A 16,860-nucleotide genomic window follows, 5' to 3' on the forward strand; every position below is an offset into this window, starting at 1 on the left:
AAGGAGGCACGATATGTCAGACAAGCGAGCGTTATTACTCAACAGCGCATTAGAGTTGTTTTACCAAAAAGGCACAAGTTCGGTTGGGATCAACGAGATCATTACCTATAGCGGGATTGCAAAAAAAACCCTCTATCATCACTTCAGTTCAAAAGACGATTTGATCCTTGCAGCTTTAGCACTTCGCGATCAGAAATATTTGCAGTGGCTCGAAGCAAAACTGACTGATGCCCAAAATAATGAAGAGCTGGTGAAGCAACTTTTCTACGCGCTCAATGACTGGTTTAATGATCGTGTTGCTGAACTTGGCGGCTTCCGGGGTTGCTTTTTTATTAATACAGCCAGTGAGTCTGTAACACTAGACCGGCAAATTCAGGACCGCTGTGCCAGTCATAAAGTTGCCGTCAGACAGCTCATCACTAATAGCCTACCCCAACCTAACGATCGGCTCGTCGACGCGCTGTGTTTACTAAAAGAAGGTGCCACGGTATCTGCGTTTGTACAAGGTGATAAACAAGCCGCTTTGCGCTGCATAGATATCGCTCTGGCATATGACACACAAGCGCCTTTTCCGGTGTAATGCCGTGAAATTTAACCAGACAACTCGTTAATCTATAATTGCGTAAGTCCCTTTGTATTCAATGACGGCCTGAACAGTGCAGCAAGAAAAATACCTAAAACAGGGTGCCCTGACACTTTGTGCATCCGTTATTATCGGTTTTTTGGCTGATTATACCTTTAATCTAAGCTTGAGCCGCACGCTAAGCGCACACGAATATGGCGATTATAAAGTTGCTTATGCCTATGCCACTATCTGCGGTGTTTTGGTTCTGCTTGGCGGTGATCGCGTCGCCCCTAAGTTCTTAGCTAACCCACTGGCCAAAAAAGCATCGAGTGAAGTGGGTGGGTTCGTCATCTTCTTCTGCAAAATTGCTGCCTGTATTTCTGTACTGCTCTTTTTATTCGCCTATTTGAGTGGCTATCTTCATTTAGGGAGTTGGTCGCCAGATGAACATCATGCGCTACTTTGGATTTCGGCGGCAATTCCCCTTATAGCGGCAGGTGCAATATTGAGTCGCGTGCTACAAAGCGCAAAGTTACTGACCTACGCCAACTTGCCATGGCGCATCGTGCTGCCCCTCGGGAAAACACTGGCAATCTTGGTATTAGCCTCTTTGTTAAACCAAGTTCGGCTTTGGCAGGTAATCGTTGCTGGCATTGCCATCTTGGCGCTTATCACGACATGGCAGCTATTCATCCTCTATCGAAAAAACCTCATTACATTGACCCACACTGTGCCAATTCGCAACCAGTCACAACTTTTGACAACCTCTATCCCAATGATGCTGGCCATGTTGGTTACCATTGCCATATCCCAGCTAGACTTATATATGCTTGAATTATTGGCACTGGAGCATGAAGTTGGACATTATGCGGGTGCTGTTACGACTTCGCATATGATCCCAGTTGCACAAGTGAGTGTGATCGCGCTTTTCGTCCCCCTATTGGGTCAAGCCTTGGAAAAAGGTGAAGAAAACGCCGAACGCGTGTTATGGCAAGGTCAAAAGGTTATGTTTGTCATTATTTTAGTACTAACTATTGGACTATTGATATCAGGCGCACATTTATTGCAGCTATTCGGGAGAGATTTTTTTACCGCCCATGACGCATTAAAATATCTAATTTTGGGATCATGCTTTTGGGCGATGACAGCGTTTATTTCAACCTGGCTACAATACACGGGTAAAGGAAAATACGTGGTAGTCATTGGCCTGTTAACACTTGTTACGGATGCAGTACTAAATTGGCTACTTATTCCAACACATGGAATTACTGGGGCGGCAATTGCAACTTGCATTGCGCTCTGTGTAGCCTCATTACTGACCTGGAGTACGTTCATGCTATGCAGAAAACCACCCTATTCCAATGCGACTATTCGGTCGGCCCAGTCAGGTCATCGCTAATTTAACGGCTGTCATCGATTATTTATTAAAATAATTGACACAATCTGTACCCTTTTGTAATTTTAACTTACCTGCTAGTTTGCAGACTGGAACAAATAAAAATAATAAGGAAAATTATGGCGCAACGAGCTAAGCGAAGTGCGGTGTTTATTCTGATGTTGTTACTGGGTTTAAGCTTGGGCGTCATGCTCAAATATGGCTATCTAAAACTATATCATCATCCGAATATAATGACTCAAGATACATCTGCCCATTACGAGGGGACTGACAAACCTGTGATTTTATACACCACTCTCTGGTGCCAATACTGTAAACAGGTTCAAGATTACTTTAAAAAGCACAATATTGATTACCTGAGCAGAGACATAGAATCCAATGATCAAAAGATAAAATCTCTGTTTGACAGCCTTAAACGCGCTGACATACCGCAGATCATCATTGGCAATAAAGTCATTACAGGTACAAACCTGAGTGTGGTGGAAAAAGCATTACAAGAACAAGCTTTTCTCTAAGATTGGCCCTTTCAAGGCGTATACCTAATACGTAGACGCCTTACCTTTATTGCGCTATCTTAAAAAGTGTTTCGTCGTTCACTCACTTTTTTAGGAGTATGCGTTGCAATATAAGTTGTTACTACTCATTGGTTTACTATATGGCTTACCTGTTTCAGCCACACCTCAATTGCAACCCATACACCGCTCCACCGCGGATATCCTAAGAGAGGCCGAAGACTATATTATTGTAGAGCCTTCACACTCTTACCAACTGCTCAGGCAAGTTGAGTCAATAACCACACTCACTCCCTCACAGCGGATCCGCTGGCACTTAATTAAGGTACGTTCAGCTATTGCCACAAATAATTTAAGCGACATAGAAGCAGAGCTAGCTGCCCTGATTAAGTTACAGCAACACGCCTACTTTAAAAACCATCTTCCCAGTATGCTCAGTGCAATGGGCATCGCGCTAAGACGCCTTGGTTATCAGGCAGAAGCTAAATCTTTATATACCTGCGCATTGTCACTTGATGTGACAGACAAAAAAAGAATGGCATTACTCATCAATCTTGCCGTTTTATCACGGCATATGAATGACTACCCGCTTGCCAGACAATCTTACAAATCCGCAAAGAACATTGCACTCAGACTTCATCACGAACGTGCACTGGCAAACGTTAATAATAATTTGGGAACTCTTGCACTGGATGAAGGTAAAATAGACTTAGCTGAAACATACTTTCGGGAAGCCTTGGTTGGTTATCAGTCCAGTGACAAACGCTCAGGCAATATTACAGCAGGCACCAACCTGCTACTCGTATTTGCAATTCAAGGGCATACTCTCAATTTCCAGCGCCTGATCAGCCCTATTTCAGCCTTGATAGACGCTTACCCAGATGCGTCAAAAAAAGCGCTGTTACTATGGCTGATAAGCGCGAATGATGCCAACCTTGGCGTGGCACTCCCGCAAAACATGAAAGAAAACCTGATCTCAGCGTTTGAGCAACTTGAGAGCGTCAAAGTGCAACAGCTGATTCAACGCCACCTGGCGCCCAAAGTACAGGTTGCAGTCACGCCAGGCAAGCGCTCGGCCCGAACTACAAAAATCACACCAACCTGGTTTCAAGAGCTCTCATTTTGCTCTAACAAGGAGCCTGAGTTTAAGGTTCAATAAAGTCTTGCGTTTCCTGATATAAGGAACGAACAAATTGCAATTTTAAGGGAGTAGTTTTATCTAACGGTTTATCAGTCATACTATCCAGCAACCGCGGTAAACTTGCATGGTCACGACACCTCACTTGAATAAGCTGATCGAAACTAGGGAGATGGCCGATTTTATGCACTAGCAAACAATCGTTCATGGTGAGTGGTAAGATGTAGTACTGGCCATTGTCAGCCAGCGCCACAGGCTCATCGAGCAATATCTCTTTTACTTTGAGTGTCAGCCCGGTTAGCGCTTGAACACCACCTCGTTCAAAATGTCCCTGATAGACATGACCTTTCACCCGAACTAACTCCCCACTGCGTAACTTGTCAAGTTCGAAGGCTCTCGGAGCAAACGTCACTAAAGAGTTTGAATTAATTAACTGCACCAAAGATTCTTGGTGTTGCTCTTCAGCGTGCACTTCAAAGATAAGTTGCCGAGCATGCACTCCCCTCGGAAGTGGCAAATGTGAAGCGATAATTTTGTGCTCTGCATATACCAGCGCAAGTCCATGCACACCAAAACTGCTGTGCTGATGAGAGAACACAACCGGCGTAAATAATACCAATAGCCATCTAAGCAATGAAAGATCCTCTTTTTATCAAATTCCTGACAAGTTTAAGGTATATTTAGTTCCACATCGTTACCAAATAGGCATTGATGATTCCAAAATGGAAATAATAGAATTAACTCGATTTGTCGAGATTGCGAATGCAAAGACGCTTCAGAGTGCGGCAGCCAACTTGCACACTACACCTGGTGCATTATCCAAGTCATTGAAAAAATTGGAGTCTTCACTAGGTATATTGCTTTTCGACCGAGTTGGAAAGCAGCTGTTCCTTAATGAAAATGGTAAACGCCTGTTACCTGAGGCACTTAAGATTTTAGACCTTAAAGATAACGTAAAAGCCATGTTGACTCCGACAACCCCTGTTTTTAATTGCCGTGTCTCAGCGCCAGCTATCCTCCAATATCGCTGGGTAGGCAGTATCGGCGCCAAGGCTTGCGATATCCAAATAGAATATGAAACCGACTTCGAACTCACTGCGCTCGAAAAAGTTAAAAGAGGCCTGGTTGATATAGCACTGACAACTCAGCTAATCCAATCCCGTTTGAATGAGGATCTCGAAATGGTCACTATTGGAGAGCTGACCTTGAAGTTAGCGGTTGGTAAAACCCATCCATTGGCCGGCAAACATTCAGTCACCTCAGCTGAGCTTGCGAACTACCCATTCGCCGTGCCAAATACGTCTCCATTCTGTGGAGAATTACGTGGATTTAGTTGTGATGGCTGGCCACACAGCAATTTAAAAAGAGATATAAAGTGGATTGTTAACGATTACGCCGCGCTGTGCGAACTTGTGAAATGCGGGCTGGCCGTTGCTTTTTTGCCTGATTACATGATTGAGGCCTGGCAACTCACTCAGCTTGAAGTGGATTCAAACCTGAAGAACGATACTGAACAGGTGTGTTTGATTTACCGGCAACATGCGCCTGCCTGGATAAAAGCACTGGCTGAAGAGGTAAAATTAATCAGTTAAAAAATGGGCGTAATCGTTTCCCCTTGCTCAGATACCACCTTTAAGTAGATAGTCTGTAAGCCAAAAAAGTTTAGAAATGAAAATAAAGCAACTTAAAGTCATCTTAATCACTTAATTCTGCAATGACATTTTAGATAGGCAACGACTCTTTAAACTGTCGCGCTGATAGCGGCACGTGTGCTTATGAATCTTGTTATTGTCGCGAAGCCCACACTGACTGTAGTGACCTCATTGAATAATTGACAAGATTTGGCAGTTTTCATAGCCATACACAAACCAAATTCACTTGATTTATAAACTAAAAAAGCCAGCAATGTGCTGGCTTTTATGATCTTAATAAATAATTTTAAGCTGATTTAGCGCGCTGCGCGTCTTTCTTCGCTTGTTTTTGCTCTTTACGGGCACGTAAAGTTTCCTGTGCCTCATGGCCGATATGGCCTTCACCACGTTGCTTTGCCAGCTCCATTTGTCTTTGACGCTCTGCAAAACGGGCTCTTTGCTCTTCGGTCACATTATCATGACAGTGATGACAAGATACACCTTCCATATATTCCGGACGCTGCATTTCTTCTGCAGTGATCGGCATACGACATGCGTGGCACTGATCATATGAGCCTTTATTCAAATCGTGGTCAACGGCAACGCGGTTATCAAATACAAAGCACTCGCCCTCCCACATCGTTTCTTCTTTAGGCACATCTTCCAGATATTTAAGAATACCGCCTTCGAGGTGGTAAACTTCATCAAATCCCTGCTCCTTCATATAGGCAGTGGACTTTTCACAGCGTATGCCACCTGTACAGAACATGGCTACTTTTTTATGTTTTGCGGGATCCAGGTTCTTCTCGGCCCACTCTGGGAATTCGCGAAACGTTTTTGTATTCGGGTCGATGGCATTTTTGAACGTACCGATTTCAATCTCATAATCATTACGCGTATCAACCAAAACCACGTCAGGGTCAGAAATCAGTGCGTTCCAATCCTGTGGCTTAACATAGGTTCCAACCACTTCTTTAGGATCGATGCCCTGAACACCCATTGTCACGATTTCTTTTTTCAGCTTGACCTTAGTGCGATAAAATGGGCAGGTTTCGTCGTATGATTCTTTGAAAACAATATTATCCAGACCCGGTTGCTCATTCAGCCACGCTAGTAAAGCATCAATGCCTTCGCGCTTTGCGGCAACGGTACCGTTGATCCCCTCTTCTGCCAGTAATAAAGTGCCACGCACTTCATTGGCTTCCATGACATCCAGCAAGGGCTGACGGATCGCCTGATAATTTGGCAAAGACACAAACTTGTACAAAGCACATACAACAAAATGGTTATTCATAACTTTCTCTTTAATAAGCTTTATAACAGCCTACACTTAAGCACGACGTGTAAGCACTTAACCGAATCGCAAATCCGGCGCCAGGCGCGATATTTTACGGATTTTAAGGATAATTGCAAAACCGTTTGCCCCCGGTGGTCAAAGAACTCACACAAAGCACTGTAAAGTTATGGTGGTAGTGGAAGTTAGTTTGTTATAATGCTGCGTTTTAGAAAATAATTACTGGAGAAAAGTACCTTGAGATTTTCCGAACTGGGTCTTGACCTGCGCTTTGAAAAACAATTAGAACACCAGGGGATCACAACCCCGACCGAGATCCAGGCTCAGGCCATCCCTACAGCCCTTGCCGGGCATGACACCTTTGCTCAGTCAAAAACGGGCTCCGGAAAAACTCTGGCATTTTTACTTCCTGCTGTACAACGCGTGATGAAACAAAAGGCGCTCAGTAAACGAGACCCACGTGTGCTTATCGTTGCGCCAACCCGAGAGCTGGCCACACAGGTATTCAACCAATGCCGTTTGTTAATTGCGGGTACCGCCATGTCTTGTACAAAAGTACTCGGTGGTGAGAACTTTAACGACCAGGTAAAAGCGCTTCGCAAAGACCCGCACTTTGTTATTGGTACGCCGGGTCGTATAACCGATCATATAGAGCAACGCAGTTTGCAGCTTCACGGCCTTGAATTGTTGATCTTTGATGAAGCCGATCGGATGCTTGACTTAGGCTTTGAAAAGCAGCTTTCTACAATTAACAATGCGGCTGATCACCGCCTGCGTCAGACTTTGTTATTCTCTGCAACGCTTGAGCATGCTCAGGTCGAGATCACATCAAGAGATTTACTTAAATCGCCAAAACGTATCCTGCTCAGTGGCAGTAACGAAAAGCATGACGATATTCGCCAGGCAATGTACTTTGCTGATCACCTGGATCATAAAGAAGCACTGCTTAAACATTTTGTACAACAAAGCGATGTAAAACAGTGCATTATTTTTACTGCGACTCGACAAGATACTAATCGCTTCAGCGACATGCTCAATGAACTGGGAATAAAGGCCGTTGCGCTCGCAGGCGACCTGGCACAGAGCAAGCGTCTGGATATTATGGATGCATTTAGCCGTGGCTTATTTAAAGTGCTGGTTACCACAGACGTGGCATCGCGAGGCCTGGATCTGCTAAATGTATCACACGTCATCAACTTTGATTTACCTAAGCAGGCAGAAGAATACGTTCACCGAATTGGTCGTACCGGACGTGCTGGTTTCAAGGGAGACGCGATTTCCTTTGTAGGCCCTAAAGATTGGAAAAGTTACGAAGCCATTGCTGCTTATCTTAAAGAAACAGTCCAGTTTCAGTTTGTCGAAGGGTTAGAAGCCAAGTTTAAAGGCTTTAAGCCCAATGTAACTAAGCCTAAACAGAATATCAAGCGTAAGCCAGCTGACACCAAAGCTAAGGCAAAGCGCGTCCTTAAGCACAAACCACAACAACCGAAAAAGGCGATCCCGGCACCGTTTGATGTCGATGGACACGCACCACTAAGAAGAAAGCCTAAGAAGCCAACCGAGGAATAAACATGCTAGGTACCACACAGTTTTTAATGATCGAAGAGATCTGTGCCGAAGGCGCATACCTGGATGGCAAAGAACAAGGCGATGTTTTTTTGCCGCTTAAAGAACTACCGGACCACCTCGAAGCGGGTGACAACGTTGAAGTATTTGTGTTCAGTGACAACCTGGGCCACCCTTGCGCCACCACGCAAAAGCCGCTTGCGCAACTGGGCGAGTTCGCCCTGCTGCGCGCCAAGCAGATTAATAAAGTGGGTGCCTTCTTAGATCTTGGGATCAGTAAAGATGTATTAGCACCATACAACGAGCAAAAACCAAAAATGCGCGAAGGATACAGCTATCTGGTTAAGCTCTACCTGGATAACGCCAGTAAACGCCTGTGTGCCTCAAGTAACCTTGGGAAATTTTTAAATAAGACGCCTGCGCAGTACAAGAAATTTGAGCAAGTTGACTTAATTGTCGCCGCTAAAACTGATCTCGGCTACAAAGTCATTGTCAACGAACAACACTTTGGCATGGTATTTTTCAATACCGTATTTAAACGCATGTATATCGGTCAACGCATGACGGGTTATGTAAAACAAGTTCAGGAAGATGATAAGATTGATATCTTACTCGAAAAACCGGGCATGGATAAAATCTCAGATCTGGGCGAACAGATCCTTAAAAAGTTGGAAGATAACAATGGGTTTCTACCACTTGGTGACAAATCAGACCCTGAGCTGATTAAGAAAACTTTCTCCACCAGCAAAGCCAACTTTAAAAAAGCCATCGGTGGTCTGTTCAAGCAGGAAAAAATCCAAATTGAAGCGACATCCATCTCTTTGATTAAAAATCAAAAATAGTCAACTCGAGTGATTCTTGAGAAAGGCGCAAAGGTGATGCGCCTTTCTGGCGCGGTGTTTGTCCTTGCATGAATGAGGTCACGCCAAGTGTTTTATCGATATTAATTTGTGGGGTGTAACTGGTATACATGCTTGCTGTATAAAACACAGGCGTCATGACAAGCTTTTACTCAGTTCAACCGCTGCCAGATTACATTCTGGCACATCCAGAAACAGAGTCCCGCTCGCCTACTATGGCCGTCTGCTAGGTTACCAGGCCATAGCGCATCCCGGTAAACTTTCTCAAAAGATAGCAATAATAAAGCAGGATGTTTTTTAACACCTTGGTGTTGACTAAAGCGTGACCCGGAGGCACAGTGCTCTGGTCATTCTAGTCTGGATAATTAATGCCGAAAATGAAGGCTTCGTTAATTGTCAGGCTTTACCAGCATGATGTATCAATGACAAATACTATGCCGCGGGCAGTATCTATTACTTCGGAAAAATGAGATTTTGGAACCTACCGCCCATAAAAGCACACGACACAAAAATACACGCAAGTGTTGAATAATAACAAAAGGAATTATAAATGAATTTCCTCAATGTACTTTCTCTGAGGAGAGAGCAGATCAATACTATCAGCTCGCTGACTCTCATAACTGGTTTAGTCGCCAGCCCGGCTTTTGCAAATCCTGTAGTCGGAAAAGTAACGCACTCAATATCAGCACCTAGCTCTGGCAGCGTATACGAAAACAGTACCGTTAACTGGTCACCTTTGTCAGGCTACTCAAACCTGAATTTTTCATATGTCAAGTTAGGTATAAAAGCGCCCGGGTCGGGTTACAGTTACCGCAATCTGTCCTCGAGTAGCTACTCATTTAAACCAAGCAAAGCAGGTAAATGGTGCTTTGTGGTAAGAGGTTTGCACGATGGCGCATTTGGTCTTTTCAGCTCCGAACAGTGTATGAACGTGAGCGATTCCATTTCGGGTTTAGTTACACATTCTGTGTCTGTCCCTGAAACAGGCAATACCTATAAAAACACCACCATTGCCTGGTCGCCATTATCGGCATTTTCAACAACCGATTTCTCATATGTAAAGTTGGGGATCCGTTCACCGAATGGGAGCTGGCGCTATCCAAATTTTGGCGGTAGTAGCTATACATTCGTACCCGATCAAAAGGGCACCTGGTGCTTTAAAGTACGCAGTGTGTCGGGAGGCACATTTGGACTGTACAACACCCAAAAATGTATGACTGTGAATGATTCTGTATCACAGTTTGTAACGCACTCTCTGAATGTCCCTACCAGTGCGGCCATAAACAATCCGATAAAGGTAAACTGGGCACCTTTACCTGCTTTTTCTGACCGTAACTTCTCTTATGTAAAGCTAGGGACAAAAGCGCCCGGTACGGCTTGGAGCTTCCAGAATCTGTCTGCTTCAGATATAAATATTACGCCTACTACAGCAGGTCAATGGTGCTTCCAGGTTAGAGGTAATACCAGTGGCGTATTTGGCTTGTTTACCGCGCAACAATGCGTGAATGTACAAACCTCTGTCAATGGCTTGGTTACTCACCAGGTTACGCCCGTTCCTGCGGCTATAGAAGGGGATCCGGTGACTGTTAAATGGTCTGCATTACCCGACTTTGAACACCTTGATTTCTCCTATGTAAAGCTTTATGTCACACGCCCGGACGGAACAGCTTACCATGACAATTACCCCGAACATGGCGAGTATCAGTTTAACCCAAATCAACCGGGTAACTGGTGTTTTAGAGTGCGCGGAAAATATGATGTACTTGGACTGTACAGCAATGATGTGTGTGCCAAAGTAAAACATCGAAATATGCTGTTCGACGGAGAGTTCACGCATGCAACCAACACGGATTTGTCGCCTTTTACCAGCCACCAGACTTACCACATCGGGGACTGGAATATTGTTGATGTAAACGGTGACAAAAAAATTCGTTTCACAACCCCGGTATTGAGCGAGCAATTGAACGATCCGGTTACTTACGAACTTGATTCATATCAGCAGTTTTACGACTACTGCACGGGTGCTCAAACGCCATACACTAACTTTAAGTCTTTTCGGTGTATAAAATCAGAAATTACGTTTGGCCGTGACAATTACGAAGACGGCGCTGCTGTAAGTGCCGGTGCCACAAGCTGGTATGCTTATGAGTTTACGATTGACAAAATGCTCACCAAAGAAGAGTGTACATCGAAACAGTCCAATAAGTGCTATGTATTTATATCTCAGTTTCATACGACCAGCGCACACCCGCATTTGTCTCCCAATAATGCGGTATTGCTGAGATATACTGACGATAATTTCAACGACATCAGTCTGAACATTAATACAAAGGTTGATTGTGATAGTCCCGCTTTAACGGATACTTCTTATTGCAATGCTCCTAAAACTTACTGCGCTGAAAAAGATGAAGACGACAACTGTATCTTAGTCAGAAAATACCAGCAGCACATAATGGGCAGTCTATCTGGCTTAAAAGAAGGCGAAACTTACTTAATCAAAATGAAAATCAAATGGGATACAGGGCTGGATGGCCGGGTAACGTCATATATTAAACGCCCGGGAGAAGCCGATTTTGTACAGTTTGGTGATCAACAAGACATCCAGACTTTACCCGACAACATACCTCTGGTTGTGCAAACCGGAATGTACTGGGGCGGGTTAGACCCAACGATTCTATTTCCAAATGGAGATAATGGTTCACCAATGACGGTAACTTTAGATAAAATCCAGATGGTGAGAGAGGCATGTCACCTCCCTGACATTTTCAAAAATCAGTCTGAGTTAAGCAGCTGTCATTAAAAGGTGCATTAGTCATCATTAGACAAATCTACTGAATCAGAAAAGCACAAAGGCGTAAGCCATTGTGCTTTTTTCATTGTCTCGTTCAAAATAAGGAATACATGTGAAGTTAAACTTTCCTGGACAACCAACGGTGGTGAAACGGGAGGGTACAACATCTATTACGATGTTAACAAAGACAGCTCAACTAATTTCAACGATCAGGTTGCTAAACGTCAATATGACACAACTAAAGCAATCCTCACCAATCTAAAGTAAGGCGACGAGCTATTCATTCAGTCTGCATTTGGGCGTGATAACGACCCATGTGAAGTGACTTTAAGACACAACATTAGCCTGTGATCTGGCACTATGGCGCACTATCTCGCGCCATCTTAGTTTTTTGACTCATCAAATTAGCCAATTTCAAAAGACGTCACGCCAAACGTTTTCTCTATACCAATAGACGGTGCCTCTTTGGTATACATTCTCGCCGTATCAAATACTGCCGTCATGTTGAGTTTTTCAACGAGCGCTAGTGCTTCTGAATTACACGTAGGTATATCAAGATATACAGCACTATCATCAACTACTTTGGCATTCAATGCACCAATGATAGCCTCTGCTTGCGACGCACTTTTGGTAAACAAAGGCGCTATTTTATAGCCCTCCTGGCACTGTCTGATTACCCCTGCCCCCTGTAATTCTCCCGAAACAATCACACCAACAGAGAAAGCATTATTCTGTCCAAGCCAGGCATGCCAAAATTCTGTTCTTTGCGCAGGAAAAAAGGGCATTAAAAATTGATTAAGAACTTCAGACGGCAGCGAGTCAAGCGCTACGAGGTCTGCCGCGCCTCTGGATGCCAATTTGTGACTAATGCCCTGATAGCGACGATTTGAATAGGCTAAATTAAAGCCCGACTTTTTGTAGTTTTCTTGCTGCTCAACAACACCATCCAGACCTATATTACACCCATCCAATCGAGTCATGGCCGCCTGCCAGATTTTTAGACCAAACCCCTGACCCCGGTATTCAGGTTTAACAATATAAAATCCAATAAAACCAAACGAACTGCCATATTTTACGGCAGAAATCACAGCGACCGGCTCATCATTCAGTAGCCCAATGAGAAACCCCTGAGGATCGGCCTGATAGTAACAATGTGCATCTTCAAGCCCCGGGTTCCAGCCTTCTTGTGCCGCCCAGTCGATTGCTAAATTCACCTCATCACGGGTCATAGTACGAATTGTATACTCTTTATTCATAGCGCTTGCTCCTTGTGTACAGCGATGCCGACATGACAGTGTACCAGCACTATAAACTTCTGGGTGGGAAAGTGAAGTCCGACTAGCGCTGTTAGCCTTCCATTATCAATACGGACAGAAGCTAAACATGAGTACTCATCTGGTCCAGACGCTAGCTGATAAACGCAACGTAATGCCACAAACCGGGATAAATCCAGCCCAGTGAAACTAAAAAGAGTGACGAAAGAGCGGCCACCAGGACCACCCATTTAGGATGTAATTCATTACCATCCGGGTTGTCCGGCCCACCGGGTAGCTCTTCAGGTAAATGAACTATTTGGCTTAGAATTATGAACAAGCAAAGGCATATAGCACAGAAAAGTAAACTCAACTCAGTAATATAAGACAGGACAAATGCCATACAAGGCACGATGAAAGCCGCGTTTCTAGCGCTCTGCCAGTACCTGTTCATCGGGCTATCTCCTCATATGTGATTTAGTTGTCGAGGTAAGATTGAGTGCTACTACAATACCAGTCGGATTAAGCCGCACTTAATGTGTTTTTCACATAAGAATATCTTTACAGCAGAGTGATGGAACTGTAACGACATACTTTGCGGAACGTCAATAACCAATACTATCATGCATTGTTACTTGGCAACCCGCCGTGAAAACCTAGGCGTCAATTGATACTTTACCCTGCTAAAGGGTACCGATATAATGCACAGCTTTCAAACAACCAAAACCTACTAACATATGAAAAAGCTGCTACTTATAAGCTCTATAGGCTTGATTTTACAAGGGTGTTCGGGAATGAAGAACATCCCTATGACACAAGAAACACGGGATGCCGCAAAGCAAACCAATACTTACAATTTGGTACTACAAGATGAAGTCAGACCCGCAGTCAATTTATCTAATAGTGTCAGTGGCGGTGTTGCAGGTGGCCTGGTTGGCGCATTAGTCACCTCTGCCATTGATTCATCCATAAATGAAGACCGAGCGATCGGTGCATTTGGTGTAGCAGCCCCTTTGTTGAACAATACGCTTGATTTGAACTTCCGCAAGTTGATCGTTGAAGAGTTTAATCCGGTGCTTATCTCTGAGTTTAACGCGCAAGACACCAAAGACAGCGCAGAAACAAAATATCTTAATGATGATAAAGTCAAAGAACAAATATCTGCCCTGAAAGAAGGTGAGGCTGCGCTTTACCTTTTCACCCACTATCAGTTTTTTGATAATTTCAAAGTCGTTTTGTTTGAAACAAACGCGACACTCTATGTGGCTAAGCAAGGCAAGGTCTCTGTTTCAAAGCCTGCGTACCGAAATTCATTTACCTATATTTCAGATAATGTAGGCAATGGTGGTATGGATTCAATCCGTCTATGGAATGATAACAACGCAGATTTATACAGAACAACAGTCAGTACAGCATTGTCTGAGATTAGAGAAATGCTAGAACATGATATTAAAGTGGCCCAGGAAGAGTCATGCATTACCGGTACCAAATATATCCGATATAACGCATTAGGTGAGATGAAAAGCTCAGGCAAGATTACAGAGCGAGAGGGAAAGCGGGTTCAAATCAGAGACAAAAATGGTTCACTGGTTAATTTGGCCGACAACTTACTTGTTAAAGAATTACCGAAAGAATGTAAGGCGTAAACAATGAAAAAACTAACGACTCTTTTACTTCCTCTTGCACTACTTTCAACGAATGCTCTGGCTGTTGTCGACGTAGAGATGAAAGTGAGCAAACTCCCAAAAAAGGTAAGTAAAACGCATCAACAAATCGCAGCTAAACTTGCCGATTCCAAATGCACATATGTTGTAAATCCCGTTTCAGACATCCGCCAAAACAAGGATGCAATCAGCTGGAAAGTGAACGCAACAGGGGTTCAGCAATGGTTTAATACTGTGCATCAGAATGTTGTGGCCCCCCTGCTCCCAGAAACAACTAAAGATATCGTTGTTGAAGTCACACCAAAATTGAACATGCTATACACCTATAACGAACAGTTAAATATTAATGGTATGGCGGTATCTACAGTGGGCTACTCTATCAACGGTAAACCTGCTGGCCAATATCATGTCAGAGGGTTTAACTCAGACTCTAACTGGGCAAATGGAGACAGCGAATTTGTGGGATCAGCAGAACACGCTGCTCAACATATGATCACACGCATTCTGGAAAAACTGCCAGAAATTTGTAACAACGCTGAATCAGCATAATTATCGCTACAGCAAAGGGCTGCGACACAGCCCTTTGCTTGTTTACACGAAATCACAATTCTCGTCCCCTTTCACATCAAACAAGGGTTGGATGAACTTACCAGGTACATCATCCGGATAACCCATACTCAACTCAAAGTGATCTGATCTGTGTAATACTCAGTAATGGTAACTTCTTGTGATTGCTCTACAGTAGTAAGGACCGTCTTGATATTGAAAGGAATTGTTATGCATCCCCTTAAGCTTTCCCTAATAACAGCTGCAATCACAACATTGCTGGCTTGCTCCACCGAGCCTACAGGCTCTGAAAATACGGCTTCCAGTCAGGATCCCCTGTTTTGCCCGGCCAATATTAACTGGGTAACAAACCCCAATAATCCTCCCAGTGAAATTCCAGGTGGCGGGCAGAACTTGTGTCAGTTTTACCAATTCTCCTGGCAATGGTTTATTTCTTTGGTAAATGCGCCAGATGGCAATGAACGTACCTTTTTGAACGAGGAGCGCTACCGAATATTTCTTGGTGGAGGCCAGGATTCTTGTGCCCCCAATACGTTGCAATCTAAGTTGTTTGTCAGGGGTGGGAAAGACCCCCATACTACAAGTGAAGACTTTAAAGCGCCTCATGAAATGAATCAGGCGTTAAACAATGCTGTATTGTACGACCAGAATGGCAACATCGTATTGTACGAAACCCGGTTTGACAGTGGTATGTGTGATGTCGCTAAGGGCTCACCGACACTACCTGCCGGTACAACCGAGATTAAAACCTCCTGGCGCAAAATCACTGAGAAAGACAGACCTAATTATGTCTGGGTAAGATCAGATACCAATAACAATGGAGAGCTGGATGCCGATGAATTATATGGCATGGTTGGCTTCCACTTGGTAATTAGCACCCCAGATCACCCCGAATTTATCTGGGCTACCTTTGAGCACAAATACAATGCGCCGGATTGTCAAAAGGCCAACCAGCCCATCTCCGGCTGGAGCTTTGCCAGCGAGCAATGTACCGCCTCGTTGCCCACCCCGGATGCAAACTGTGAATTCAACAAAACCCTAGATCCCGACAAAAAAGGTGACTCCCCGTTAACGGGCACGCCCACAGAGGTCTGTCAGGTTTACGCGCAAGGTACAGCTAAGGGCGACAACCAGGCCGAGCATAACAGAGCTAATATTATCTCCCTTAATGAGCAACTAAATAAAGTGTTTAAGCGCATGCCTACCTACAATTCACTACGTGTACTCGCAAAGTATGAACTGGTGGGTGGGCTCTGGTTGAACGATGTCACTCAGCCCTCAAGCAACCGCAACAATCAGCGCGGCTCCATTCAGCTAGCCAACACCACCATGGAAACCAACGCACAACAAGGACGCAAGTTCAATGAAGTGGTCTATACGGGTCCACACAACTTGACACCTGCGACAAACTGCTTTGATTGCCATGCGTATTCAGGCCCTACCAAAAACGCTGGCGTTAGCCATATTTTTAACTCTATACATGGCTCTACCAAATAACGCCCCAAAGTCAGTGATAACCTGGGTCTATCAGGTTATCACTGTCAAACCAAAATAATTGCAAAAACATGTATTAACCCTGCATTTTATCTGTGTTTAACCTGCAATTTTAAGTCTAAAATAAGC

General features: G+C 44.1%; 14 protein-coding genes. 11 read left to right on the top strand and 3 right to left on the bottom strand.

Going from position 1 to position 16,860, the window contains the following annotated elements; translation table 11 throughout:
* Nucleotides 1–13 precede the first annotated feature (13 nt).
* From MHN31_RS08675 to MHN31_RS08690, 4 genes are all read left to right on the top strand, one after another.
* On the top strand, nucleotides 14–580 hold the full coding sequence (locus MHN31_RS08675; RefSeq protein ID WP_125559563.1) for a TetR/AcrR family transcriptional regulator: 567 nt from the start codon (nucleotides 14–16) through the stop codon (nucleotides 578–580).
* A 76-nt stretch (nucleotides 581–656) separates the two neighbouring features.
* Nucleotides 657–1,964: an oligosaccharide flippase family protein gene (locus tag MHN31_RS08680; RefSeq protein WP_125559565.1), complete on the top strand. Its 1,308-nt coding sequence runs from the start codon at nucleotides 657–659 to the stop codon at nucleotides 1,962–1,964.
* A gap of 116 nt (nucleotides 1,965–2,080) precedes the next feature.
* Nucleotides 2,081–2,476, top strand: coding sequence for a glutaredoxin family protein (locus MHN31_RS08685; RefSeq protein WP_125559567.1), 396 nt, complete (start codon nucleotides 2,081–2,083; stop codon nucleotides 2,474–2,476).
* 103 nt (nucleotides 2,477–2,579) lie between these two features.
* Nucleotides 2,580–3,632 carry a tetratricopeptide repeat protein gene (locus MHN31_RS08690; protein WP_239444071.1) on the top strand — a complete coding sequence of 351 codons (1,053 nt, stop codon included), beginning with the start codon at nucleotides 2,580–2,582 and terminating at the stop codon, nucleotides 3,630–3,632.
* On the opposite strand, the gene MHN31_RS08695 is transcribed toward MHN31_RS08690, so the two are convergent.
* On the bottom strand, nucleotides 3,619–4,245 hold the full coding sequence (locus MHN31_RS08695; protein ID WP_239444072.1) for a hypothetical protein: 627 nt from the start codon (nucleotides 4,243–4,245) through the stop codon (nucleotides 3,619–3,621). The genes MHN31_RS08690 and MHN31_RS08695 overlap by 14 nt on opposite strands.
* A gap of 88 nt (nucleotides 4,246–4,333) precedes the next feature.
* Between MHN31_RS08695 and MHN31_RS08700 the strand changes: the two genes are divergently transcribed.
* On the top strand, nucleotides 4,334–5,203 hold the full coding sequence (locus tag MHN31_RS08700; RefSeq protein ID WP_239444073.1) for a LysR family transcriptional regulator: 870 nt from the start codon (nucleotides 4,334–4,336) through the stop codon (nucleotides 5,201–5,203).
* A gap of 346 nt (nucleotides 5,204–5,549) precedes the next feature.
* Here MHN31_RS08700 and MHN31_RS08705 read toward each other — a convergent pair whose 3' ends face one another.
* On the bottom strand, nucleotides 5,550–6,536 hold the full coding sequence (locus MHN31_RS08705; protein ID WP_239444074.1) for a rhodanese-related sulfurtransferase: 987 nt from the start codon (nucleotides 6,534–6,536) through the stop codon (nucleotides 5,550–5,552).
* A gap of 237 nt (nucleotides 6,537–6,773) precedes the next feature.
* Between MHN31_RS08705 and MHN31_RS08710 the strand changes: the two genes are divergently transcribed.
* The 3 genes from MHN31_RS08710 to MHN31_RS08720 all read left to right on the top strand — a co-directional run bounded on the left by MHN31_RS08710 (nucleotide 6,774) and on the right by MHN31_RS08720 (nucleotide 11,762).
* Nucleotides 6,774–8,105: a DEAD/DEAH box helicase gene (locus MHN31_RS08710; protein ID WP_239444075.1), complete on the top strand. Its 1,332-nt coding sequence runs from the start codon at nucleotides 6,774–6,776 to the stop codon at nucleotides 8,103–8,105.
* A 2-nt stretch (nucleotides 8,106–8,107) separates the two neighbouring features.
* Nucleotides 8,108–8,944 carry a S1-like domain-containing RNA-binding protein gene (locus MHN31_RS08715; protein ID WP_239444076.1) on the top strand — a complete coding sequence of 279 codons (837 nt, stop codon included), beginning with the start codon at nucleotides 8,108–8,110 and terminating at the stop codon, nucleotides 8,942–8,944.
* Between the two features lie 568 nt (nucleotides 8,945–9,512).
* Nucleotides 9,513–11,762 (top strand): hypothetical protein, encoded by a 2,250-nt coding sequence (locus tag MHN31_RS08720; RefSeq protein WP_239444077.1) that lies wholly within the window; start codon nucleotides 9,513–9,515, stop codon nucleotides 11,760–11,762.
* 395 nt (nucleotides 11,763–12,157) lie between these two features.
* Here MHN31_RS08720 and MHN31_RS08725 read toward each other — a convergent pair whose 3' ends face one another.
* A complete protein-coding gene (locus tag MHN31_RS08725; protein WP_239444078.1) occupies nucleotides 12,158–13,009 on the bottom strand; it encodes a GNAT family N-acetyltransferase in 852 nt (283 codons plus the stop codon).
* Between the two features lie 791 nt (nucleotides 13,010–13,800).
* Between MHN31_RS08725 and MHN31_RS08730 the strand changes: the two genes are divergently transcribed.
* The 3 genes from MHN31_RS08730 (at nucleotide 13,801) to MHN31_RS08740 (ending at nucleotide 16,734) form a co-directional block, all read left to right on the top strand.
* Nucleotides 13,801–14,652: a hypothetical protein gene (locus MHN31_RS08730; RefSeq protein ID WP_239444079.1), complete on the top strand. Its 852-nt coding sequence runs from the start codon at nucleotides 13,801–13,803 to the stop codon at nucleotides 14,650–14,652.
* 3 nt (nucleotides 14,653–14,655) lie between these two features.
* Nucleotides 14,656–15,219, top strand: a complete 564-nt coding sequence (locus MHN31_RS08735; RefSeq protein ID WP_164517511.1) for a hypothetical protein — start codon at nucleotides 14,656–14,658, stop codon at nucleotides 15,217–15,219.
* 228 nt (nucleotides 15,220–15,447) lie between these two features.
* Complete coding sequence (locus MHN31_RS08740) at nucleotides 15,448–16,734, top strand: hypothetical protein (protein WP_239444080.1); 1,287 nt, start codon at nucleotides 15,448–15,450, stop codon at nucleotides 16,732–16,734.
* Nucleotides 16,735–16,860: the final 126 nt, after the last annotated feature.

The organism is Pseudoalteromonas sp. McH1-42 (assembly GCF_022347845.1).
GTDB lineage: Bacteria > Pseudomonadota > Gammaproteobacteria > Enterobacterales > Alteromonadaceae > Pseudoalteromonas > Pseudoalteromonas rubra_D.

Bases quoted from the DNA above. Each gene is read 5' to 3' on its own strand.
- MHN31_RS08685 (WP_125559567.1), top strand. From the start codon at position 2,081: ATGGCGCAACGAGCTAAGCGAAGTGCGGTGTTTATTCTGATGTTGTTA.
- MHN31_RS08730 (WP_239444079.1), top strand. From the start codon at position 13,801: ATGAAGAACATCCCTATGACACAAGAAACACGGGATGCCGCAAAGCAA.
- MHN31_RS08720 (WP_239444077.1), top strand. From the start codon at position 9,513: ATGAATTTCCTCAATGTACTTTCTCTGAGGAGAGAGCAGATCAATACT.
- MHN31_RS08735 (WP_164517511.1), top strand. From the start codon at position 14,656: ATGAAAAAACTAACGACTCTTTTACTTCCTCTTGCACTACTTTCAACG.
- MHN31_RS08725 (WP_239444078.1), bottom strand. From the start codon at position 13,009: ATGAATAAAGAGTATACAATTCGTACTATGACCCGTGATGAGGTGAAT.
- MHN31_RS08675 (WP_125559563.1), top strand. From the start codon at position 14: ATGTCAGACAAGCGAGCGTTATTACTCAACAGCGCATTAGAGTTGTTT.
- MHN31_RS08715 (WP_239444076.1), top strand. From the start codon at position 8,108: ATGCTAGGTACCACACAGTTTTTAATGATCGAAGAGATCTGTGCCGAA.
- MHN31_RS08740 (WP_239444080.1), top strand. From the start codon at position 15,448: ATGCATCCCCTTAAGCTTTCCCTAATAACAGCTGCAATCACAACATTG.
- MHN31_RS08705 (WP_239444074.1), bottom strand. From the start codon at position 6,536: ATGAATAACCATTTTGTTGTATGTGCTTTGTACAAGTTTGTGTCTTTG.
- MHN31_RS08700 (WP_239444073.1), top strand. From the start codon at position 4,334: ATGGAAATAATAGAATTAACTCGATTTGTCGAGATTGCGAATGCAAAG.